19 protein-coding genes are annotated in these 21,056 nt (G+C 74.0%); 11 read left to right on the forward strand and 8 right to left on the reverse strand.

All coding sequences use genetic code 11. The annotated features are described in order from the left end of the window. Positions 1 to 47: 47 nt before the first annotated feature. Together E0F75_RS04495 and E0F75_RS04500 are read right to left on the reverse strand one after the other, a co-directional pair. A complete protein-coding gene (locus tag E0F75_RS04495; RefSeq protein ID WP_187621151.1) occupies positions 48 to 1,418 on the reverse strand; it encodes a carbohydrate-binding protein in 1,371 nt (456 codons plus the stop codon). Between the two features lie 135 nt (positions 1,419 to 1,553). Further along, positions 1,554 to 2,492, reverse strand: coding sequence for a LysR family transcriptional regulator (locus tag E0F75_RS04500; RefSeq protein WP_187621152.1), 939 nt, complete (start codon positions 2,490 to 2,492; stop codon positions 1,554 to 1,556). A 230-nt stretch (positions 2,493 to 2,722) separates the two neighbouring features. On the opposite strand from E0F75_RS04500, the gene E0F75_RS04505 reads away from it, so the two are divergent. Further along, positions 2,723 to 3,388, forward strand: a complete 666-nt coding sequence (locus E0F75_RS04505; protein ID WP_187621153.1) for a GPP34 family phosphoprotein — start codon at positions 2,723 to 2,725, stop codon at positions 3,386 to 3,388. 304 nt (positions 3,389 to 3,692) lie between these two features. Further along, positions 3,693 to 5,030, forward strand: coding sequence for a hypothetical protein (locus E0F75_RS04510; protein ID WP_187621154.1), 1,338 nt, complete (start codon positions 3,693 to 3,695; stop codon positions 5,028 to 5,030). 60 nt (positions 5,031 to 5,090) lie between these two features. Here E0F75_RS04510 and E0F75_RS04515 read toward each other — a convergent pair whose 3' ends face one another. Further along, positions 5,091 to 5,996 carry a DUF4232 domain-containing protein gene (locus E0F75_RS04515; protein ID WP_229312499.1) on the reverse strand — a complete coding sequence of 302 codons (906 nt, stop codon included), beginning with the start codon at positions 5,994 to 5,996 and terminating at the stop codon, positions 5,091 to 5,093. Between the two features lie 167 nt (positions 5,997 to 6,163). On the opposite strand from E0F75_RS04515, the gene E0F75_RS04520 reads away from it, so the two are divergent. Beyond that, complete coding sequence (locus E0F75_RS04520; RefSeq protein ID WP_229312500.1) at positions 6,164 to 6,658, forward strand: hypothetical protein; 495 nt, start codon at positions 6,164 to 6,166, stop codon at positions 6,656 to 6,658. Positions 6,659 to 6,869: 211 nt separating this feature from the next. Here the strand turns inward: E0F75_RS04520 and E0F75_RS04525 are convergent, their stop codons facing one another. The 3 genes from E0F75_RS04525 to E0F75_RS04535 form a co-directional block, all read right to left on the reverse strand. Continuing rightward, positions 6,870 to 7,322, reverse strand: coding sequence for a MarR family winged helix-turn-helix transcriptional regulator (locus E0F75_RS04525; RefSeq protein ID WP_187621156.1), 453 nt, complete (start codon positions 7,320 to 7,322; stop codon positions 6,870 to 6,872). Beyond that, positions 7,319 to 7,801, reverse strand: a complete 483-nt coding sequence (locus tag E0F75_RS04530) for a MarR family winged helix-turn-helix transcriptional regulator (protein WP_187621157.1) — start codon at positions 7,799 to 7,801, stop codon at positions 7,319 to 7,321. Before E0F75_RS04530 ends, E0F75_RS04525 begins: the two co-directional genes overlap by 4 nt. A 221-nt stretch (positions 7,802 to 8,022) precedes the next feature. Further along, positions 8,023 to 8,745, reverse strand: coding sequence for a TetR/AcrR family transcriptional regulator (locus E0F75_RS04535; protein WP_187621158.1), 723 nt, complete (start codon positions 8,743 to 8,745; stop codon positions 8,023 to 8,025). A 94-nt stretch (positions 8,746 to 8,839) separates the two neighbouring features. Here E0F75_RS04535 and E0F75_RS04540 point away from each other — a divergent pair, with 94 nt between their 5' ends. Beyond that, positions 8,840 to 10,474: an amidohydrolase gene (locus E0F75_RS04540; RefSeq protein ID WP_187621159.1), complete on the forward strand. Its 1,635-nt coding sequence runs from the start codon at positions 8,840 to 8,842 to the stop codon at positions 10,472 to 10,474. Positions 10,475 to 10,538: 64 nt separating this feature from the next. Here E0F75_RS04540 and E0F75_RS04545 read toward each other — a convergent pair whose 3' ends face one another. Beyond that, positions 10,539 to 12,125 (reverse strand): alpha/beta fold hydrolase, encoded by a 1,587-nt coding sequence (locus E0F75_RS04545; protein WP_187621160.1) that lies wholly within the window; start codon positions 12,123 to 12,125, stop codon positions 10,539 to 10,541. Positions 12,126 to 12,293: 168 nt separating this feature from the next. On the opposite strand from E0F75_RS04545, the gene E0F75_RS04550 reads away from it, so the two are divergent. The 7 genes from E0F75_RS04550 (at position 12,294) to E0F75_RS04580 (ending at position 20,354) form a co-directional block, all read left to right on the forward strand. Beyond that, the gene (locus tag E0F75_RS04550; protein WP_187621575.1) at positions 12,294 to 13,214 is read left to right on the forward strand and encodes a MerR family transcriptional regulator; all 921 of its coding nucleotides are present in this window, start codon (positions 12,294 to 12,296) and stop codon (positions 13,212 to 13,214) included. Positions 13,215 to 13,381: 167 nt separating this feature from the next. Then, positions 13,382 to 14,149, forward strand: a complete 768-nt coding sequence (locus tag E0F75_RS04555) for a GntR family transcriptional regulator (RefSeq protein ID WP_187621161.1) — start codon at positions 13,382 to 13,384, stop codon at positions 14,147 to 14,149. Positions 14,150 to 14,252: 103 nt separating this feature from the next. Further along, complete coding sequence (locus E0F75_RS04560; protein ID WP_030313017.1) at positions 14,253 to 14,480, forward strand: ferredoxin family protein; 228 nt, start codon at positions 14,253 to 14,255, stop codon at positions 14,478 to 14,480. Positions 14,481 to 14,494: 14 nt separating this feature from the next. Next, complete coding sequence (locus tag E0F75_RS04565) at positions 14,495 to 15,865, forward strand: ABC transporter substrate-binding protein (protein WP_187621162.1); 1,371 nt, start codon at positions 14,495 to 14,497, stop codon at positions 15,863 to 15,865. Further along, a complete protein-coding gene (locus E0F75_RS04570; protein ID WP_187621163.1) occupies positions 15,862 to 16,770 on the forward strand; it encodes an ABC transporter permease in 909 nt (302 codons plus the stop codon). The genes E0F75_RS04565 and E0F75_RS04570 overlap by 4 nt, the downstream gene beginning before the upstream one ends. Then, positions 16,767 to 17,552, forward strand: a complete 786-nt coding sequence (locus tag E0F75_RS04575; protein ID WP_187621164.1) for an ABC transporter ATP-binding protein — start codon at positions 16,767 to 16,769, stop codon at positions 17,550 to 17,552. Before E0F75_RS04570 ends, E0F75_RS04575 begins: the two co-directional genes overlap by 4 nt. Before the next feature lie 87 nt (positions 17,553 to 17,639). Continuing rightward, complete coding sequence (locus E0F75_RS04580) at positions 17,640 to 20,354, forward strand: fumarate reductase/succinate dehydrogenase flavoprotein subunit (RefSeq protein ID WP_187621576.1); 2,715 nt, start codon at positions 17,640 to 17,642, stop codon at positions 20,352 to 20,354. Here the strand turns inward: E0F75_RS04580 and E0F75_RS04585 are convergent. After that, positions 20,330 to 20,938, reverse strand: a complete 609-nt coding sequence (locus E0F75_RS04585; RefSeq protein WP_187621165.1) for a GNAT family N-acetyltransferase — start codon at positions 20,936 to 20,938, stop codon at positions 20,330 to 20,332. The genes E0F75_RS04580 and E0F75_RS04585 overlap by 25 nt on opposite strands. Between the last annotated feature and the right edge of the window lie 118 nt (positions 20,939 to 21,056).

The raw sequence follows: 21,056 nt of genomic DNA on the forward strand, positions 1-21,056 counted from the left end.
ACACCCCCCTCGGGTACGCGGCACCCCCGGTCACTATTCGGCCAGGGTCACAGGCGCTGCCACAGCGCCGGGACGTTCGGCGGCTGCCAGCCCGCCTGGGCCTGGTGGCCCTGGAGGCAGCGGTAGCTCGCGCCGCCGTACGTGACGACGTCCCCGGCCGCGTAGACCTTTCCGGCCGCCCAGGTGCCGCCCGGCTCCGGCTCGCCGGGACCGGGGCCCGGGTCCGTGCCGGTGGTCTTCAGCGTGAGCCCGTAGTTCTGGAGCAGCGGATTCAGTGGCTGGAAGAAGGTGGTGCCGCCACTGGAGCAGTTCCCGGAACCGCCGGACGTGACGCCCTGGGCCTGGCTGCCGGAGATGTACGAGCCTCCGGAGTCTCCGGGCTCGGCGCAGACAGTCGTACGGGTCACCCCGGAGATGGTGCCCTCGGGGTAGGTGACGCTCGTGTTGTGCTGCTGCACGGTGCCGCAGTGCCAGCCGGTGGTCGAGCCGGAGCGGCACACGGAGGAGCCGACGGGCTGCAGCACCGAGCCGGTCACCTGGACGTTCGCGCCCCCGGAGCCCTTGACGTACGGGGTGGAGGTCCAGTTGGTGTTGGCGGCGACCCAGGCCATGTCGTTGCCCGGGAAGACCGAGCCCTGGAAACTGCCCTGCGCCACCTGGTTGAACCCGCTGGTGGTGGTGCCCGCCCGGCCGCAGTGACCGGCGGTGGCGAAGCCCTGGGTGGTGCCCCGCGTCACCGCGAAGCCGACCGAGCAGCGGCCGCCGCCGCCCATGTAGTACGCGTCGCCGCCCCGGATGTCGTACAGCGGGCGGGGCGCCTGGCCGGTGCGGACGACGCGCACCAGCTCGCGCGGCACGCCGGTGGCCTTCACGAGCCGCGCCCCGGCACCCGCCCTGGTCTCCTCGACGACCAGGACGTTGGCGCGGACGTCGACGTAGCGGACGGGCGCGTCGGTGCCCGCGGACCGGTCGAGACGCTGCTTGGCGCGTTCCAGGGCGGTCAGACTGTGCGTCACGAGCCGGGCCCGGGCACCGGTGGCCCGTATCGCGGTGGTGTCGGCGGCGCGGGTGGTGGCCACGGTCAGGGTGCCGGCCTCGGCGCCGTCCACCCACGCACCGGCGAAGGCACCGCCGAGGCCCAGCCGGAGCCGGGCGGCGGTGGCGCCTGCCTCGGCCTCGTTGGCGAGGCGGGTCAGGGCCTGGGAGTGGGTGAGTCCCAGGTCGCGCCGCATGGCGTCGAGCAGCTCGGGCCGGGCGGAGCCGGCGCCGAGCGCCTGGGCGGCGGTCCTGACGGTCGGGGCGCGGTGCGGGTCCCGGGCGTCCGGGGCCGCGGCGGCGGAACCGGCCTGGAGCCCGGCCAGCGCCATTCCGGCGGCGACGAGGGCGGTACACGCCGCGCGGGCGTGTCGTCGGAGCATGGGGAGTCTCCTCGGTTCTCGGATCGCGGTTCGGGGATCTCGGATCCCGGATGCCGGATCGCGGTGGGGGATCTGCTGGAACCGTAGGGATCTCAACGAGGAGACGGCAGTTGTCGGTTGGCCCCTGCCATGGTGTTATGCCGGGGGTGCCACTCCCGTGTGCGCCCGGCCCGCGCTGGTCGCCAGTGCCTCGGCGTGGGCGGCCCGGGTGTGGCCGAGGACGGTGGCGGACCGGGAGGCCGCGCGCCCCTCGGGGTGCCAGCCGAGCAGGTGCCGCCACATGAGCGGGGCGCCGGCGAGGGGACGGGTGACGAGGCCCGGGGTGACGGGGAAGGTGGCCCGGCACAGTCCGACGGCCCGGCCGACCTGCACCAGATGGACACAGGAGGCGGTGTCCGTCTCGTACACACAGGCCGGGGTGAAGCCGGCCCGTACACAGGCGGCCGCGAAGCAGTCGCCGAAGCAGCCGTCACCCGGTACGTCGGTCCAGGCCTCCGCCGCCAGTTCGGCCAGGTCGATCTCGGCGCGGGGCGCCAGCGGATGGTCGGCTGCCAGCATCACGTACACCGGGTCGCGGGCGACCTCCGTCCAGGCCAGTCGTCCCGCCTCGGGCGGACCGCTCTCGCCGCAGACCCCGACGAGGGCGAAGTCGAGGCGGCCGTCCGCGACCCCGCCGGCGATCTCGCGCTCCGACCACGAGATGTACGTGGTGACGGAGGCGCCGGGGTCGTCGCGCGCGATCCGGTCGACCAGGCCGCCGAGCAGCGGCCCGTGGGTGCCGCCGAGTCGGTAGCCCGCCGCCCCGCCCCGGGCGAAGCGCACCGCCTCCTCCTGCAGCTCGCAGACGGCGGGCAGCACCACCCGTGCGCGTTCGAGCACCAGGTCACCGAGCGCCGTGGCCCGTACGCCCTCCCGTCCCCGCTCGAACAGGGCACCGCCCAGGGCCCGTTCGATCCGCTTGAGCTGAGCACTGAGCGCCGGCTGGGCGAGCCCGAGCGCGGTCGCGGCGCGTGTGAGGCTCCCCGCGTCGGCGATGGCCCGGATCGTCTTGAGGTGCCTCAGCTCCAAGTCCATAGCGAGAGCTTGACGCGCCGACCCGCTGCGGTCCAGACCAAAGCGCGACCCGAATTTCGCCATGTACACGGAACGACGCAGGTCACAGCGGGCGGCGGCCCGTCGGCGGGAACCGCGCCGGTGCTCCGCTCGTCCTCAGGGGGGAAGGGTGCCGGGGGACGATCGACCGTCTCGTGGCGCCGCACACGCGCGCATGCGGACGGTCGCATGCGGAAGGTAAGGGGTACGGGGTGGCGGTCACGCTCGCGGAGGAGATCATGCTGCTGTCCCTGGACGATGTGTCCGGGGTCGCGAAGGAGCGGCAGACCGCCGCGTGGGCGGTCTCAGGCGGCATCCTGCTCGATCTCGTGCTGGCGGGGCGGCTGTCGGTCGACGACGGGCGGCTGCGGGTGACGGACGCGACGCCCACCGATGTGCCTTTGCTCGACGAGCGGCTGCGGCAGGTCGGCGCGTGGTGCACGAAGAAGGGCAAGGCCCCGAAGGTCACCGAGTGGCTGACGAAGGACCACACCAAGGCCGTGAAGGCCACCATCGAGAGCCTCCGTGAGCGCGGCCTGGTGCGTGAGGAGCGACAGCGGGTGATGGGCCTCTTCCCCGTCGCCCGCTACCCGGAGGCGGACGGCTCCGTCGAACGCGAGCTGAGGGCCAGGCTTCACACGGTCCTCGCCACCGGCCCGACCCACAGCGCCCGCACCACGGGCCTCCTCGCCCTGATCCACGGCGCCAAGCTCCACCGCCTCGCGTTCCCCGACATACCCCGCAAGGAGGTCGCGGCCCGCCTGGAGGAGCTGACGGCCGGCCAGTGGGCCGCGGAGAGCGTGCGCCGGGCGATCCGGGACATGCAGGCCGCGATGCTCGTGGTCACGACGGCCACGGTGGTGGCGGTCACCAGCTGAACGGGCGCGGGGGACGCTGTTCGACGCGGTGCGGGGAGCGGACCGGGGCAGGCCCCCACGGCCCGCCCCGGTCCGCCACCACTCTCCCTCCCACCACTCACGTCTCACTCACGTTCCGCTAACGCGGGCGAGGCGGGTGCGGTCCGCCATGCGCGGTGCGCAGTGCCGTACGTGGTGCGTGGTGCGTGGTGCGCGGTGCCGTGCGTGGTGCGCGGTGCCGTGCGTGGTCCGCCGTGTGCCGCGCGGTAGTCTGCTCGCCTTTCCGATCACGTACCCGATTCCTTCAGGGAAGCGAGCGACGCAGATGACCGATCTGAGCCGGACATACGTGGACGAGTGCCTGCGCGGGAACCGCGGGCTGGCCGAAGCCGTGGCGCGGGCCGAGCTGCCGCCGGCCTTCGAGGAGGCGTGGCGCGCGCATCTGCTGCCCCGGCCCTGGTTCGTACGGGCCCCGGAGACGGCCGCCTTCGCGCGGGACCTGGAGGGGCTCTTCGAGCTGCTCGTGTCACTGCCGCTCCGGCTCTTCGACGGGGACGTCGACCGGTACGCGGCGGAGGTCGGGATCGACCCCCCGCTCGCCGCGCTGCTCCGCCGGGGCGGCTCCGGTGTCCCGGTCAAGTTCGGCCGCGCCGACGCCTATCACGACGGCAGCGCGTACAAGCTCCTGGAGTTCAACCTCGGCAGCGAGGTCGGCGGTGTGGACATGGCCGTGTTCAACCAGGGGCTGCTGCGGGTGCCCGCATTCGCGGACTTCGCGCGCGTGCACCGGCTCGCCCACGTGGACATCGCCGCGCGGACGGCCGCCGTCCTGCGCGACCGCGCCAAGCCGGCGCTGTCCGGGGGCGGGGACCCGGTGGTCGGGCTGATCGAGGGGCGCGGCGGCACCGGCCCGTACGGGAGGCTGATGCGGGCCACGGTCGAGGCGATGGCCGAGCAGGGCATCGACGTGCGGATCGGGGAGATCGACGAGGTACGCACCCGGTCCGACGGCAAACTCACCCTGGACGGCACCCCGCTGGACCTGGTCCTGCGGAACTTCGCGGCGAGTCAACTGCTCGACGACCCGGCGGGCCCCGACGTGGCGGAACCGTTCTTCCGCGCCCACCAGGCGGGCCGGACCATCCTGTTCACGTCGCTGGAGAGCGGCTTCTACTCGCACAAGAGCGTCCTCGCGCTGCTCACCGACCCGCGCCGGCGCGGCGCCTTCGACGCCGAGGAGCGGGCCCTCGTCGACCGGGTCCTGCCGTGGAGCCGTACGCTCCACGCCTCCGTTCCCGCCGGCCTCGTCGACCTCTGCCGGGAGCGGCGGGAGCAGCTCATCCTCAAGCCGGGCGCCGGGTACGGCGGTCTTGACACCTTCGTCGGCTGGGAGTGCACGGAAGCGGAGTGGGACAAGGCGGTGCGCGTCGCCGTCGAGCGGGGCGGTTACGTGGCGCAGGAGCGGGTCGTACCGCGCCCGGAGCCGGTGTACGACCCCGCGACCGGCGACGTCGACGACTGGATCGCGGCGCTCGGCATCTTCCTCACCGACGAGGGGTACGCGGGCACGCACGCGCGTGCCAACCGCGCCGACGGGGGCGCGATCGTCGGGATGAGCAGCAACCCCGACACCCGGATGGTGGGAGTGTTCTCCCACCCGTGACGCGCGGAGGGGGTCCGGCCAGTTCGCGAGACCGGCCCGCCTCCCCTCCGGTCCCCGTCTCTACTCCCCGTCCTTCTTCCAGGGACCGACGCCGAGCTTCCCCGTCGTGCCGAGGTCGAGCTCGGGGATCACGGTCACCGGGGCGGCGCCGGGCTTCGCCCACACGCGCGCGTAGGGGGCGTTCACGGGGCCGTCGACTCCCCCTTCGACGGTGTTGCGCCAGACAAGTCCGGCGTGGGCCCGCTCGCCCGGCCGCAGTTCGAGCTGCCGCGGCGGCCCGTCCGCGCCGGTGCCTCCGGCGATGGCTTCGCCGCCCTGGACGATCGCCACGCTTCCGACGCGGTCATGGTCCTCGTCGCGGATCTCGATACGGGGGTAGCCGTTGAGCCGGTACGGCCGGGTGCCGCAGTTCTCCAGGTGAAGGCCGACGACCCGCAGCCCCATGGCGGCGTCGCCGTCGTCGGCATACACGCGAACGCCGGCGGGCGGGCAGGTCCCGCCCTCGCTCGGTGCCTCGGCGGCCGGGAAGCCGCGCACCTTCACGATCTTCGCGTTCGCCCTGCCGACGGCGTCCGGGGGAAGGTCGGAGGCGGTGACGGTACGCCGGACCGTGCGGCCGGGGGCGACGGTCTCGACGGTGTCCTCGACGTTGCTCAGCGCCTGGCCCGATTCCGACTGGAAGCCGACCGTGACGACGTACATGAAGGGCCGGGTCTCCCGGTTGGTGAGGGAGTACGCCGCGCAGGGACGGGCGGAGCTGCCGGAGTCGGCCCCTCCGCCGGTCCCGATGATGCTGACTCCGTCCTGGTCCGGTGCGACGGATGCCGTGGGTACGCCGGCGCGCGCCGAGGGGTCCGATCCAGGCCCGCACGCGGGTGGTGAGGGGGTGCCGGAGGCCTCGGCCCCGCGCTGCTCGGTTCCGCAGGCGGTGAGCAGGAGAAGCCCGGCGACGGCGGGGAGGGTCAAGCCTCTGAGTCGGGTAAGGCGGTTGGGGCGAGTGCGGCGCATGGGGAGAGTTGATCAGAACCGGCGCCCTCCGGCCATGGCGGACGTCACCTCGGCCCGGCCCTGCCCGTATCGGGCACGTGAAAAGGCGTGTCGCCGCCGGTGGTCGCTCCTCTAGCCTCCGAGCCATGCGCCAGCACGAGAACCGGCACCGGCCCCGAGGACGCGGCCGGCGTCCGGCCCGCAGTACCCCGGGATCGGCCCCGGTCAAGCCGCCGCCGTCGTCGTCGTCGAGCCCGCCGTCGGTCGACGGTGCTCGTGTCGTGCTCGTCGGCTACTTCTCCGCGAAGGAGAAGGACTTCGGCGCGCTCATGGACTCGGCCGCCTGGGAACTGGCCGCGCGCGGGGCGCGGATCGTGGGCCGGTTAGTCCAGCGGCGCGGGGTCTCGGACGGCGGGGTTGCCAAGATGACCCTGCCGTTCTCGTCGCGGACCCTGCTGCGTTCCGGCAAGGTCCGCGAGGTGGCCGCGGCGTGCGAGGAGGCCCGTGCCGACGCGACGGTTTTCGTCACCCCTCTGACGGAACTGCAGCGACGCACACTGACGGTACGGCTGGGATGCCCCGTCCTGAGTCTCGGCGAGGCCCTGGACGCGAACCGGCGAACCGGCGGGATGCCGGGATAGCCTCCCGGTCGATGCCCCTGCCGCCCGGACGTCCGCACGGCCCATGTCTCGGTCCAGAAGCCGGAGTCGACGTCTCGCCCCGGCTTCGGCCGCCCGGCCGCCCTGCTCCTGCCCACTGCGTCCGCGACGGGGACGTGGTGGCGCTCGGTCTTCAGCTCCGCACGGCCGAGCACCCGGCGGCGGGCCGGGCAGGCCGTGGCCGTGCGGAGTCTCAGGCGCCGGCGGCCGACTCGGCGTTGGCGCGCTCCGTGATCAGGGTCAGCACTCGGCCCGTGATCACCAGGTCCTCGTCCGTGATGCCGGCGTACAGTCGGGCGGAGACCTCGGCGGATTCGGCCGAGGTGATCTCGTACAACTCCCGTCCGGTGTCCGTGAGTCGCACCCGGGTCGGCCCCGCCGGGTCCGTCTCCAGCAGCTTCGCGGCCGTCAGCTCCTCGATCACGCCGGACACGACCGACGCGTCGATCTTCAGGGAACCGGTGACGTCGCCGACGAGCTCGTCGCGGCCGAGGGACTCGCCCGCGGCCACGACGGCCCGGAGGGTGACACTCTGGTGGAACGTGATGCCGTGACGGGTCAGGACGCCCTCCAGGCGGGCTCGTGCCGCGTGGTGCGCCAGGGCCAGGACCCGGCCGTTGGCGCGGGGGGCGGTGGTGGTGGTCATGATGGCTCCTCGTCGTTCTCGGTGAGCGGATCAAGAGGTGCATCGAGCAGGATCGCCAGCTCGCGGGTGAACTCCCGGGTACGCGGGGCGGTCCGGCCCCCGAGCGGCGCGAGCAACTGGTCCAGGAGGCCCTGGACGACCGTGATCGCCCGGCGAGTGACGTCGAGCCCCTGCTCGGTGAGCGACAGCTGCATGGCGCGCGGGTCGTTCGGGTCGCGGGTGCGATCCACGAGTCCGGACGCCTCCAGGGCTCGGGCGAGCTTGGAGACGTACAACGGCTCCATCCCCGTCCGGTCGGCGAGCCCGCGCTGACTGGGCCGCAGCCCGGAGCGCGACATGCCGTACAACGACGCCATCACCACGTACTGGGCATGGGTCAGGCCCAGCGGTGCGACCGCCCGGTCGACGGCCACGCGCCACTTCATCGACAGGCGCCAGACGAGAAATCCGGCCGAGGCGCCATTGGTTGCTGAACTCACACTGGATACAGTACATGGCTACTATGTACATGGCTACTATTTTCGCCGATGCCGACCGACGATGCCGAATGCCGGACCGAACGCCGACCGAATGCCGGGCCGAAGGCCGGGCCGCATGGCAGGGCCGAAGGCCGGGCCGCATGGCAGGGCCGCATGGCAGGGCCGAAGGCCGGGCCGCATGGCAGGGCCGAAGGCCGGGCCGCATGGCAGGGCCCGCGGGCCTACTCGCCGACGGGCGCGGCCTGCGCGCGGGGGTGAAGCGCCGCCGCCCCGGCGAGCAGGAGTTCAAGGGCGAACGGGTAGCCGCTGTCGCGCATGTCGGCGGCCAGCAGGGGATACGTGGCCGCGATGCCCGGGTGGGTGTCGGGCGGCAGCCTGCCGTAGACCGCGTGCCAGACCTCCGCCTCCTTCTCCCGCGCGGCGGGCGGCAGGGCGAGTGCCGCCGCGTCCTGGGCGGCGAAGGCGAGGGCCTGATCGACGAAGGCGTGGTAGATCCGGACCGCGAGGTCGTCCGGGAAGCCGGCCGTACGCAGCACCCCGAGGATCCTCTCGACCACCCGGGTCTCGTGGGTGCGCCCCGTGGTCCGGTGCGCCGCGAGGAGCGCGGCCTGCGGATGGGCCTGGTATCGGGCGTGGAGGCGGAGCCCTATCGCGCGGAGGTCCGCGCGCCAGTCACCGGTGGCCGTCCAGCCCTCCTGGGCCCGGCCGATGAGCTCGTCGGCGAGGGCGAGGAGCAGGGCGTCGGTGTTGCGGAAGTACCGGTAGAGGGCGGTGGGGTCGGCACCGAGGGCGGCGCCGAGCCTCCGCACGGAGAGTGCCGCCGCGCCGTGCTGCTCGACCAGCCGCAGGGCGGTCTCGACGATGAGGCGTTCCGAGAGGACGGCACCCTGTCTGGTAGGGCGGCGGCGCTGTCGGCGGCCTTCGGGAACCACGCGTTCGACCATGCCCGGACCTTATGTCAACACCATTGACGTGTAAACGGCGGTACGGATTGCATGGTGCCGGCACCCGTCGTCGCACGTCCCCAGGAGTACCCCCATGACCTCGGCCGATCTGGTCTTCACCGGCGGACCCGTCTTCACGGCCGACCCGGCCCGCACCCGGGCGAGTTCGCTCGCGGTCCTCGGCGACCGCGTCGTCGCCGTCGGCCACGACGAGGTGCGGGAGCTCGTCGGCCCCCGGACCGAGATCGTCGACCTGACCGGGAAGCTGCTGCTCCCGGGGTTCCAGGACGCCCATGTCCACGCGGTGTTCGGCGGTTCGGAACTGGCCGAGTGCGATCTGACGGGCACCGTCGGCGTCCCGGAGTACCTCGGCCGGGTCCGGGCGTACGCCGACGCGCACCCGGGGCACGCGTGGATCACCGGCGGCGGCTGGTCGATGGAGAGCTTCGCGGGCGGACTGCCCACCCGGCAGCTGCTCGACTCCGTCGTCCCGGACCGTCCGGTGCTGCTGTCCAACCGGGACCACCACGGCGCCTGGGCCAACACGAAGGCCCTCGCACTCGCCGGGGTCACCGCCGACACCCCGGACCCCGCGGACGGGCGCATCGAGCGCGAGCCGGACGGTACGCCCGGCGGCATGCTCCAGGAGGGCGCCACGACTCTGGTGTCCCGCCTCGTGCCGGCCGGCACTCCGGCGGACCGCCTCGCGGGGCTCCTGCGCGCCCAGGAGCTGCTGCACTCCCTCGGCATCACCGGCTGGCAGGACGCGCTCCTCGGTGCGTTCAGCGGCCGGGCCGACCCCTCGGACGCCTACGCGACCGCCGCCCGCGACGGCTCGCTCACCGCCCGCGTGACCGGGGCACTCTGGTGGGACCGGCAGCGCGGGTCCGAGCAGATCGCCGAACTGGTCGCGCTGCGCGAGGAGTTGAGCCACGGCCGCTTCCGGGCGACCTCGGTGAAGATCATGCAGGACGGCATCGCGGAGAACTTCACCGCCGCCATGACCTCCCCCTACCTGGACGGCTGCGGCTGCGCCACCGCCAACAGCGGACTCAGTTTCGTCGACCCCGGGGCGCTGCGCGGATACGTGGCGGAGCTCGACGCCCTCGACTTCCAGGTCCACTTCCACGCCCTCGGCGACCGGGCCGTCCGCGAGGCCCTCGACGCGCTGGAGGCCGCGGTCGCCGCCAACGGGCGCCGCGGCAACCGCCACCACCTCGCCCATCTCCAGGTCGTCCACCCGGACGACCTCCCCCGGTTCGCCTCGCTCGGCGCCCTCGCCAACATCCAGCCGCTCTGGGCGGCCCACGAGCCGCAGATGGACGAACTCACCATCCCGTTCCTGGGGCCCGAACGCACCGCCTGGCAGTACCCGTTCGGCGATCTGGTGCGGGCCGGAGCCACCCTCGTCGCGGGCAGCGACTGGCCGGTGAGCAGCCCCGACCCGCTCGCGGGCATCCATGTCGCCGTCAACCGCCGGGAGCCCGGCACCACCGACGACCGCGTCTTCCTGCCGGAGCAGCGCCTCGATCTGCCCACGGCCCTCGCCGCGTACACCGCCGGCTCCGCCCATGCGAACGGCCACGACGACGCGGGCAGCCTGCGCCCCGGGAACCTCGCCGACCTCGTGGTCCTGGACCGCGACATCCTGGCCGGGCCGCCGGAGGAGATCGCCGGGGCCCGGGTGGAGCGCACGTACGTGGGCGGCCGTCTCGTGTACGCGCGCTGAGTGGGGCGGTGCCCGGGTCGGTCGCCGCCGCGCTGATCGGGGCGGTGCCCTGGCCGGTCGCCGGTCAGTCCCGCAGATGCGCGAGCACGGAGCGCATCGCCCGCTCCACGCACGCGCGGGACTCCTCGGTGGGGTCGACCAGTTCGAAGCCGTGGTGGCCGTGCGGGACGTCGACGATCTCGACGTCCGCACCGTTCTTCCCCGCGGCGGTCAGGAACTCCTCGACCGTCGCCGCGAAGGCCGGGTGCTCCTGTCCGGCCCGTGTCAGGACGATCGGCGGGCCGTCCGCCGTACCCATGACGTCGGCGGGCCGGAAGCGGGACTCCACGGCGCCCCAGCCGGGGAGCGGTGCCAGGGCGGGGTAGCTCGCCGCCAGGCAGCGCAGCCACGGCGGGGGCGCGGCCAGCCAGTCCGCCGCGAGGAGCCCGCCCGCGGAGAAGAACCAGAGCGCGATCCGGTCCCCGTCCACGCGCGGGTCGGCGCGGACGAGCGCGACGGCTTCGGCGAGGTCCTCGGCCGCGAGGGGGAAGTCGGCGAGTCCGTGCAGCCGATGATCCAGGGTCACGCCGATCGCGCCGAGGCCGGCCGCGTAGCGGGCGTACCCGAGGAGGAACGGGGTGTCCCGCGGGGTGGGCCGCTGGTCGGGGGCGACCGGACCGCCGTGGACGAAGACGACGGCCGGCCGCGGCCGATCGGCGTCGGGACGGTGCGGGTCGCCCTCGGTCGGCGACCCGGGTCCGCCCGGCAGGTGGAGATCGACCCGTCCCCGCCGCTCGCGGGGCACCTCGGGTACGTCGAGGAGGAAGGGCAGTAGGTGCGTCGGCTGCTCGTGCGTCCGCTCGGACGCGGTCACCCGGTGTCCCTCCCCGGCCGCCGCCCGGCCCAGTACCTCGGCCAGCTCCTCGGGGGCGGAGAGCATCGGCCAGTGGCCGGTGCCGAGGTCGATGAACCGGATCCTGTCGTCGGCGAGCGCCCGGAACCGGGGCGGCCCCGAGTCCACCAGCATCTGCACCAGGTCGACGCCCGCGCCGTTGGCGGTGCACAGCACGCCGGTGGTCGGCAGGCCGGCGGCCGCACCGGTCAGCCGGAGCGGCTGGGTGAGCGTGCGGACCGGCTGCGGTGTGGCGAGGCGGTCGAGCCGTTCGAGCGCCCCGGCCGGGACGCCCTCGGTGCTGCCCCAGCGGGACCAGGTGCCCGGCGCCGGCGGCGCGAGCCACCCGCGGTCCCCGCCGGTCCCGGACCCGTCCGCCCCGGCCCGGTCGCTCCCGGCCCCGTCGGCCAGTCGTGCCCGTGCCCCGGGGTCGGGCACGGAGCGCGCGGCGGTCTCGCCGTCCTCGGGCAGGCCCGTGTCGAGGGAGACGATCCGGGCGACGCGCTCGGGACGCCGGTCGGCGGCGCCGAACACGGGGTGGAGCCCGTAGCCGTGCCCGACGAGCACGACCCGGGGCGTCCGGATGCCGTCGATCAGCCGCACCAGGTCCTGGATGTGCGTCTCCAGGTCGATGCCCGTTCCGGTGTCGGCCCGTCGGTCCCCGATTCCCGGGAGGGTCACCGGATACGCCTCCGAGCCCGCCGCCCGGAGCCGGGACGCGGTCTCCTCCCAGACCCAGCCACCGGTGAAGGGGCCCGACACCAGCACGTACACGGTCATGATCGTCTCCTCGCGGCTTCTCGGCGGTTGCCTCGCCGCCACGCTAGGAACTCCCCCTGGGGGAGATTCAAGCCGAGGAGGGCACTCAGAAAGGGCCGTGCATCACACTGGAGCCGACCATGTCGAAGGGCACCTGCCGAGGGGCCCTCCAGGGAGGCTCACTTCGTGGTGTCCGAAGTGCTGTGGAGCATCGGGGAGCTCGCCCGGCGGGCCGGCGTCAGCGTGAAGACCGTGCGGTACTACTCCGACCGGGGCCTGCTGCCCGAGGCGGGGCGCAGCTCCGGCGGGCATCGTCGGTACGGGGCGGGGGCGCTCGACCGGCTCCTGCTGATCCGGTCCCTGCGCGGCCTCGACCTGTCCGTCCCGGAGGTCGAGCGGGTCCTCGAACGTGACGAGGCCCTGGAGGAGGTCGTCTCGGGTCAGTTGCGGGAGCTGGGGTCCCGACTGGCCGCGCTGCGCTGGCGCGAGGCCTCGTTGCGGCTGCTCCAGGACTGCCCGCCCGGGGAACGGGCCGAGCGGCTGCGGCTGATCGGTGCGGTGCCGGTGCCGCCCGACACGGCGGCGCCGGCCCGGTTCTGGCGTCGGATCCTGCCCGTACGGCTGCCGGCGCGGGTGGTGTCCACGGTGCTCGACTCGGTGGTGCCGAGGCTTCCGGAGGAGCCGAGCCCCGGGCAGGTCCTCGACTTCGCCCGGCTGCACGCGCTGGTGTCCGATCCGCGAGTCCACCTGCCCGGATCGCGGCCGGCGCCGCCGCTGCCGGACGGGGAGTACCGGCCGGCCGTGCTGTACGAGGGTCTGGCGGAGGCGTACGCCCTCGCCTCTGCGGAGTCGGCGGCCGGGCGCGCCCTGCGGGAGGGCGGCGCCCTCGACTGTTTCGTCGCCGCCTACGCCCACGCGCGCGGGACGGTGGACTCCCCCGGCTTCCGGCGCGGGCTGCTCCCGCTGCTCGCCCGGAGCGAAGGGCCCGTGATCACCCGGTACTGGAAGCTCGCGACCGGCTTGTTCGCCCCGGGCGAGCCGGTGCTCGGCGCGCTCCACCACCGTCTCTCCGTCGCCCTGCACGTCCAGGTCGAGGCCGGGTCCTGCTGACCCTTCCCGCATGGTGGGCGGCCGGGCGTCCACGTGATGGGCGGCGGGGTGGCGGATGTCCGCCCTCGCCCCGAATCGTCGCAGGTCAGAGCGGTGCGTACAGGATGTCAGGTGGCGCAATACTGCCGCAACACCATCCGGCACGGCCCGCCGCTACGTTCCTTGCCATGCCCGCCGAACCCGCTTCCGCCGCCCGTCCCGTCGCCGCCGCCCGCCGTCTGCGGCTGCGTGCGGACCGGGCGCGGCAGCTCGCCGACCTGCTGCGCCATCAGATCCTGGCGGGTGGCTTCCCCGGCGGGATCCTTCCGCTGGAGGACGTGATCGCGGCCGACTACCGGGCCAGCCGGAACACCGTCCGGCAGGCGCTCGACCTGCTGCGCGGCGAGCAGATCGTCGAACGGCAGCCGGGGGTCGGCACGGTGGTGGTGTGCGAGAAGTACCCGCACGGCCTGGACCGGCTCCAGGGGCTCGCCGAGACCCTGCGCGAGCACGGGCAGGTCACCAACGAGGTCCGCACGGTGGGGCCGGTCGGCGCGCCGGGGCCGGTGGCCCACCGCCTCGGGCTGCCGGAGCACTCCGACGTGCTCTGCATCGAGCGGCTCCGCCGGCTCAACGGGCTGCCCCTCTCCCTCGACCTGTCGTACCTCCCGATGGACATCGGCGGCGAACTCCTCGGCTGCGACCTGGAGAACACGGATGTGTTCCGGCTCCTTGAGCAGCTGACCGGCGGCCCGCTCGGGCACGCGGAGATCACCCTGGAGGCCGTCAACGCCGACGCGCACTCCGCCGCCGTGCTCCAGGCCCCGCGCGGGGCCGCCGTCCTGATGCTGGAGCGGCTGACCTGTCTGCCCGACGGGCGGCCGGTGGATCTGGAGTTCATCCGGTTCCGCGGCGACCGCATCACCATGGGCGGCATCCTGCGCCGCTCCCTCTGATCGCCGCCCCTCCCCCGGCTCCTTCTGCCTCTCCCGCTCCCCCCGGCTCCTTCTGCCTCTCCCGCTCCTCCCCTTCCCGCCGACCCCTTTCCTGGAGACAGCCATGCCTCTGGTCCCCCAGCGTGCCGACGTGCCCGTGACCATCGACGAGTCGAAGTGCATCGACGGATGCACGCTCTGTGTCGACATGTGTCCGCTGGACTCGCTCGCGATCCGCGAGGAGGACGGCAAGGCGTACATGCACGTGGACGAGTGCTGGTACTGCGGCCCCTGCGCCGCCCGCTGCCCCACGGGCGCGGTCACCGTCAACATGCCCTATCTGCTCCGGTGAAAGGCCGAACACCCATGTCCCGAGGAAGACTTCCGCTGCTCCACCACCGGGGAGCCGCCCGGCTCGCCCTCCCCCTCGCTCTTCTCCTGCCCCTCGCCACCGCCTGCGGCGGGGCCGAGGCCGGAGGCTCGTCCGACGGGAAGACGGTCACGGTGACCGTCGGCTACCAGTCGAAGACCATCAACACCGTCACCGCCGGCACTCTGCTGCGGTCCCTCGGATATTTCGAGGAGGAGCTCGCGAGCCGTGGGCAGAAGGACGGTCTCACCTATCGGGTGGTCTGGCAGGACTACGCGACCGGCGCGCCGATCACGGCGCAGATGACGGCGGGGAAGATCGACATCGGCTCGATGGGCGACTTCCCGCTGCTGATCAACGCTGCTCGCGGGAAGGAGCTCAAGGAGCCGACGCGGCTTGTCGCGGTCACCGGTTACAACCTGCGTGGCGGCCTCAACACCGTGGTCACCGCGCCCGGTTCACCGCTCGGTTCGCTCGCGGACCTGAAGGGCCGCAAGGTGTCCACCAGTGTCGGTTCGGCCGCCGACGGGACGCTCGTACGGGCGCTGCGGCGGGCCGGGGTCGACCCCGCGAAGGACATCCGCAAGCTCAACCAGCAGCCGAGCGTGGGGGCTTCGGCCCTGGCGGCCGGAAGCGTCGACGCCCTGTCCCAGTTCGTCGCCTGGCCGGGTCTGCTCGCCTTCCAGGGCAAGGCGACGGCGCTGTACGACGGCGCCGAGCTGAACCTGCCGACCTTCCACGGGGTCACCGTCCGCGAGGAGTTCGCCCAGCGGCGTCCCGCCGTCCTCGACGCCTTCCTGCGGGCGCAGAACCGCGCCACGGACCATCTGCGGAAGCAGCCGGTCGCCGCCGCAGAATCGGTCGCGAAGGAGACCGGGCTGCCCGCCGAGGTGGTCTACCTCTACAACGGCGCCCAGGGCATCGCGACCTTCGACCCGGCGCTGCGCCCGGAGCTGATCGCCGCGCTCAAGGAGGACGTGCCGGTCCTCAAGGAGGCCGGTCTGGTGAAGGACGTCGACGTGGACGCGTTCGTCGACCCGGCACCGCTGCGCCGGGCGGTGCCGGACCTCGCGTATCCGAAGGCGTCAGGGCCGAAGTCCGAGCTGTGGCTGAAGGGCCAGAGCACGATCCGTACCTTCGACAGCCCCACCGCACTCCTCAGGGCGGTCAAGGGTGCCTCCGTGCGAGCCGCCTACGTGCCGGACGCGGTGACGGGGACGCTGTGGTTCGCGGACCGGGCGGTGTGGGTCGCGGACGGCGCCGCGTGGCGGGCCTTCGTCACCCGCTCGGGCGCCGAGCGGTACGTCTCCGGGCACGCCGGCGCACGCATCGTCCCCTACGCGGACGCCGTGAGGCTCGCGTCATGAGCGCGGGAAGCCGCAGGACCGGCGCCACGAGCGCCGGTCGCCGGCTGGTCCGGGTGGCCTCCCCGCTCGCGGCCCTCGGGCTCTGGCAGCTGCTGACCTCCTACGACGTGGATCTGTGGCTGCGGTTCGAACAGTTCCCCACGGTCGTCGAGGTCGCCTCCGCCCTCGGGGACCGGATCGGCACCGAGGCGTACTGGCAGGATCTCGGCCACAGTCTGCGCCGGATCGCGGTCGGATTCCTCCTCGCCGCCGTCCTCGGGGTGGCGGCCGGGACGGCCGTCGCCCGGTCCCGGTGGGCCGCCGACATCCTGGGCCCGCTGGTCGAGGTGGTGCGGCCGATCCCGGCCATCGCCCTGGTGCCGGTCGCGATCCTGCTGCTCCCCACCAACGAGCAGGGCATCGTCTTCATCACCTGCGCCGCGGCCCTCTTCCCCGTCCTCGTGTCGACCCGGCACGCCGTACGGGCCCTGAACCCGGTGTGGGAGGAGGCGGTGCTCACCCTCGGCGGGAGCCGGGCGCGGGTGCTGTTCTCGGTGGTCCTGCCGGGCGCCCTGCCGGGGATCTTCGGCGGTCTGTCGGTGGGCATCGGCGTCTCGTGGATCTGCGTGATCTCGGCGGAGATGATCTCCGGCGAGTACGGGGTGGGCTACCGCACCTGGCAGGACTACACGGTCGTCGACTACCCGGGGGTCTTCGTCGGCATGGCCACGATCGGCGCGCTGGGCTGGCTCACCTCCACCGCGGTCGAGACGCTGGGCCGCCGGGTCACGGCGTGGCTGCCGCGCCCGACCGCCCGGGTCCCGGCGGGCGGCCCCGCCCGTGCGGCGAGCACGTCCGCACCCCTCGCTCCCGCTGCCGCGTCCGATTCCGCCGTCCGTCGCCCCGAGAAGGAGCCGGTTCCATGAGCACCGTGAGCCCGTCCGCCGTGTCCGCGAAGCCGTCCGCACCGACGGCACCGTCGGCCTCCGCCGGTGCGGAACTCTCCCTGCACGGCGTCCGTCTCGGCCACCCCGACGGGGTCGCCGTCCCCGGCCCCGTGGACCTGCGGATCGCCCCCGGCGAACTGCTGACCGTGGTCGGCCCGTCGGGCTGCGGCAAGACCACCCTCCTGCGCACGCTCGCCGGTCTGCTGCCGCCGCTGGAGGGGCGGGTCACCCAGGACGGGGAGCCGATCCGCCGGCCGGGCGCGGACCGTGCCCTGGTCTTCCAGCACGACGCGCTGCTGCCCTGGCGTTCGGTCCGCGCCAATGTCGAACTGCCCCTCGCCATCCGGCGGGTGCCCCGTGCCGAGCGGCGCCGTTCGGCCGAGGAGTGGCTGGAGCGGGTCGGTCTCGGCGGGCACGCGCGCAAGCTCCCGCACCAGCTGTCCGGCGGGCAGCGGCAGCGCGTCCAACTGGCCCGCGCCCTCGCGGCCCGCCCCCGGGCCGTCCTGATGGACGAGCCGTTCGGCGCGCTCGACGCCCACACCCGCGCCGGGATGCAGGACCTCCTGGTGGAGATCCTGCGCGGCACGGGCGCGACCGTCGTCTTCGTCACCCATGACGTCGACGAGGCGATCCATCTCGGCGACCGGGTCGCCCTGTTCGCGACCGGCGACGTCCTGGACGTGCCGCATCCGCGTGCACGTGACGCCCGGCGGGCGCCGGACACGGCCGCGCTGCGCCGCCGCGTCCTCGACTCCCTCTGACGCGCGCGCCCGCGAACCCGCGCCCCCGCGCACCCCCGAATCCTCGAAAGGCGCCCCGTGGCCAGTACAGACAGCCCCGTCATCCCCCTGACCGTGCCCGATCTCGCCGACGCGACCGAGCTGTCCTGCGACGTGCTCGTCATCGGCGGCGGCACCGCCGGCACGATGGCCGCGCTGACCGCCGCCGAGCGCGGGGCGAACGTCCTGCTCCTGGAGAAGGCGCACGTCCGGCACTCCGGCGCCCTCGCCATGGGCATGGACGGCGTCAACAACGCGGTCGTGCCGGGCCGCGCCGAGCCCGACGACTACGTCGCCGAGATCACCCGCGCCAACGACGGTCTGGTGGACCAGTCGACGGTCCGGCAGACGGCGACCCGGGGCTTCGGCATGGTCCAGCGCCTCGAGTCGTACGGGGTGAAGTTCGAGAAGGACGAGCACGGCGAGTACGCGGTCCGGCAGGTGCACCGGTCCGGTTCGTACGTGCTGCCGATGCCCGAGGGCAAGGACGTCAAGAAGGTCCTCTACCGGCAGTTGCGGCGGCGCGAGATGCGGGAGCGGATCCGGATCGAGAACCGGGTCATGCCGGTGCGTGTCCTCACCCACCCCGAGGACGGCCGGGCGGTCGGAGCGGCCGGGTTCAACACCCGCACGGGCGAGTTCGTGGTCGTCCGGGCGGGAGCCGTGATCCTCGCCACCGGCCCCTGCGGTCGCCTCGGCCTGCCCGCCTCCGGCTATCTGTACGGCACGTACGAGAACCCGACGAACGCCGGTGACGGGTACGCCATGGCGTACCACGCGGGTGCGGCGCTGACCGGGATCGAGTGCTTCCAGATCAACCCCCTGATCAAGGACTACAACGGCCCCGCCTGCGCCTACGTCGCCAATCCCTTCGGCGGCTACCAGGTGAACCGGCACGGCGAGCGGTTCGTGGAGTCCGACTACTGGTCGGGGCAGATGATGGCCGAGTTCGCGGCCGAACTCGCCTCGGACCGGGCCCCGGTGTACCTGAAGCTGAGCCATCTCCCCGAGGAGACCATCGGCGCCGTCGAGTCGATCCTGCACACCACGGAGCGGCCCACCCGCGGCACCTTCCACGAGGGCCGCGGGCACGACTACCGGACCCACGACATCGAGATGCACATCTCGGAGATCGGCCTGTGCGGCGGTCATTCGGCGTCGGGGGTACGGGTGGACTCCCACGCCCGGACGACCGTGCCGCGCCTGTACGCGGCCGGCGACCTGGCCTCCGTACCGCACAACTACATGATCGGCGCGTTCGTCTTCGGTGATCTGGCGGGTGAGGACGCCTCCCGGTACGCGGCGTACGAGGGTGAGTTGGACCGCGATCAGCTCACGGCCGCGCATGAGCTCGTCTACCGGCCGCTGCGTCATCCGGAGGGTCCGCCGCAGCCCCAGGTCGAGTACAAGCTGCGGCGGTTCGTCAACGACTACGTGGCGCCGCCGAAGACGGGCGCGAAACTCTCCCTGGCCGTCGAGGCGTTCGACCGGATGTCGGAGGAGATCGCCGGGATGGGGGCGCGTACGGCCCATGAGCTGATGCGGTGCGCGGAGGTGTCGTTCATCCGGGACTGCGCCGAGATGGCCGCGCGGGCCTCGCTCGCCCGCACCGAGTCGCGCTGGGGTCTCTACCACGAGCGGCTCGACCACCCGGAGCGGGACGACGCCGGCTGGCTGCACCACCTCGATCTGCGCAAGTCCCGCTCGGGGGCGATGGAGTTCACGGCGCGGCCGGTGGAGCCGTACCTGGTGCCGGTGCCCGAGTTCGCGCCGCCGGGTGGTCCCGAGCGGCACCTCGGCGAGGTGGAGCTGGTCCCGGTCGCCACGGCCGGTCCCCGGGACACGGCTCCGGCGGCCCGTACGCACACGGACGCCCCGGCCCCGGTCGAGGTCCCGGCGGTCGCGTCACCTCACCCCCGGCTGCTTCAGCTCCTCTCCCTCGTCGAGGAGTCGCCCGATCTCGACGCGCTCGGCCCCTACCTGGACGACCGGGATCCGGCCGTACGGGCTGCCGCCGTCACGGCTCTCGGTGAGACCGCGCCGACCGGTACGGGCCCCGTGCTCGCCGCCCGGCTGCGGGACGACTCGCCGCTCGTCCGGGCGGCCGCCTCGGCCGCCCTGCGCGAGCTGGTCGAGGTGCTGCCCGCCGAGCCGGAACTCGGCGCCGGTCTGCGGGAGGCGCTCGCCGTGCCGGACACGGCCGTGCGGTCCGCCGCGCTGGAGGTCCTGCGGGCCCTGCGGCTCGGGGACGCCGGCCTGTACGGCGGGGCGCTCGCCGACGCGACCGTCGAGGTACGCGTTCAGGCGGTCCGGGCCCTGGTCTCGGTGGACGCCGTCGCGGAACTGACGGCGGCGGCCGCCGATCCGGCCCGTGAGGTCCGGGTCGCGGTGGCCCGGGGTCTGGCAGCCGTGCGGAATCCGGCCCCGGAGCCGCTCGGGCCGCTGCTCGACGACCCCGACCCGCTGGTCCGGGGCGCGGCGCTCGCCGCCCTGGCCGGAACCGGCTGCCCGGCCGACTACGCCGCACGCGTCGAAGCCGCTCTCGGCGATCCGGCCTGGCAGGTCCGCTCGGGCGCCGCGACCGCGCTGCGGGCCGCCCCGGCCGACCCGGCCGTCCCCGTGCTCGCGAAGGCGCTCGCCGACGCGAACGCGGACGTCCGGAAGGCCGCCGTCCTCTCGCTCCTCGTCCACCGGGCCGATCCCGAGGCGCGTACGGCACTCGCCGGGGCGTCGGACGACGCCGACGCGGACGTACGCGCCTACGCGGCCCGCGCGGCGCGCTGAGCCCCGGGCGGGGTCCGGGGGACGGCCGCCGTGTGGAGGTGCTGGGCGGCGGGCCGGGCGGGCGGGGAGGCGGGAAGCGTTGCGGTGAGGGGAAAGCCGCAGGCGAGGGCGGTCCGGCACGATCCCTCGTTGCCGACGGCGTGCACGAGTTCCGGGGTGCGTCCGGCGAAGGGGCTGTCCTCGTCCGTGACCCAGCGGACGACGCGGGTCAGCGCCCGGGAGGCGATCCCGCGCCCGCGTGCCCGCGGCGCGGTCCAGTAGCCGACGCGTACGGCTGCCGTGCCCTCACCGGTGACGGCGATGTGGCCGAGCGGCGCCGTGCCGCCCGCCGCCGTGTCCTCGACGATCGCGAAGGCCGCCCGGGTCCCGGCGGCCCAGCCCGCGTTCTGGGCGTCCACCCACGCGCGTGCCTGCCGGGTGGTGTCCAGGTGGGTGGCGAGCCAGGCGCGCAGCTGCGGGTCACGGTGATGGCGTACGAGCGGCGCGGTGTCCTCGTACGTCCAGGGACGCAGCAGGAGCGATGGGGCGGACGGGGCCGTTCCGTTCCCGGGGGTCTCACGGAGTGAGGGCTGCGGGCTGCTCATGACCGGACGGTATCCCCCGCTGTCTGCGGTCGGCGCACCCGGGCGTGTGATGTTCGGCGGCACTCGGGTGAGTGCGCGCATGCGGGGCAGTGGACCGGGGAAGGGGCGCACGACGCAC

Origin of the sequence: Streptomyces sp. CB02980, from assembly GCF_014451325.2 — a bacterium.
GTDB lineage: Bacteria > Actinomycetota > Actinomycetes > Streptomycetales > Streptomycetaceae > Streptomyces.

Excerpts from the sequence above, each read along its gene's own strand:
- E0F75_RS04495 (WP_187621151.1), bottom strand. The coding sequence starts at position 1,418 with ATGCTCCGACGACACGCCCGCGCGGCGTGTACCGCCCTCGTCGCCGCC.
- E0F75_RS04575 (WP_187621164.1), top strand. The coding sequence starts at position 16,767 with ATGAGCACCGTGAGCCCGTCCGCCGTGTCCGCGAAGCCGTCCGCACCG.
- E0F75_RS04570 (WP_187621163.1), top strand. The coding sequence starts at position 15,862 with ATGAGCGCGGGAAGCCGCAGGACCGGCGCCACGAGCGCCGGTCGCCGG.
- E0F75_RS04520 (WP_229312500.1), top strand. The coding sequence starts at position 6,164 with ATGCGCCAGCACGAGAACCGGCACCGGCCCCGAGGACGCGGCCGGCGT.
- E0F75_RS04510 (WP_187621154.1), top strand. The coding sequence starts at position 3,693 with ATGACCGATCTGAGCCGGACATACGTGGACGAGTGCCTGCGCGGGAAC.
- E0F75_RS04500 (WP_187621152.1), bottom strand. The coding sequence starts at position 2,492 with ATGGACTTGGAGCTGAGGCACCTCAAGACGATCCGGGCCATCGCCGAC.
- E0F75_RS04585 (WP_187621165.1), bottom strand. The coding sequence starts at position 20,938 with ATGAGCAGCCCGCAGCCCTCACTCCGTGAGACCCCCGGGAACGGAACG.
- E0F75_RS04560 (WP_030313017.1), top strand. The coding sequence starts at position 14,253 with ATGCCTCTGGTCCCCCAGCGTGCCGACGTGCCCGTGACCATCGACGAG.
- E0F75_RS04555 (WP_187621161.1), top strand. The coding sequence starts at position 13,382 with ATGCCCGCCGAACCCGCTTCCGCCGCCCGTCCCGTCGCCGCCGCCCGC.
- E0F75_RS04535 (WP_187621158.1), bottom strand. The coding sequence starts at position 8,745 with ATGGTCGAACGCGTGGTTCCCGAAGGCCGCCGACAGCGCCGCCGCCCT.
- E0F75_RS04540 (WP_187621159.1), top strand. The coding sequence starts at position 8,840 with ATGACCTCGGCCGATCTGGTCTTCACCGGCGGACCCGTCTTCACGGCC.
- E0F75_RS04525 (WP_187621156.1), bottom strand. The coding sequence starts at position 7,322 with ATGACCACCACCACCGCCCCCCGCGCCAACGGCCGGGTCCTGGCCCTG.
- E0F75_RS04545 (WP_187621160.1), bottom strand. The coding sequence starts at position 12,125 with ATGACCGTGTACGTGCTGGTGTCGGGCCCCTTCACCGGTGGCTGGGTC.
- E0F75_RS04565 (WP_187621162.1), top strand. The coding sequence starts at position 14,495 with ATGTCCCGAGGAAGACTTCCGCTGCTCCACCACCGGGGAGCCGCCCGG.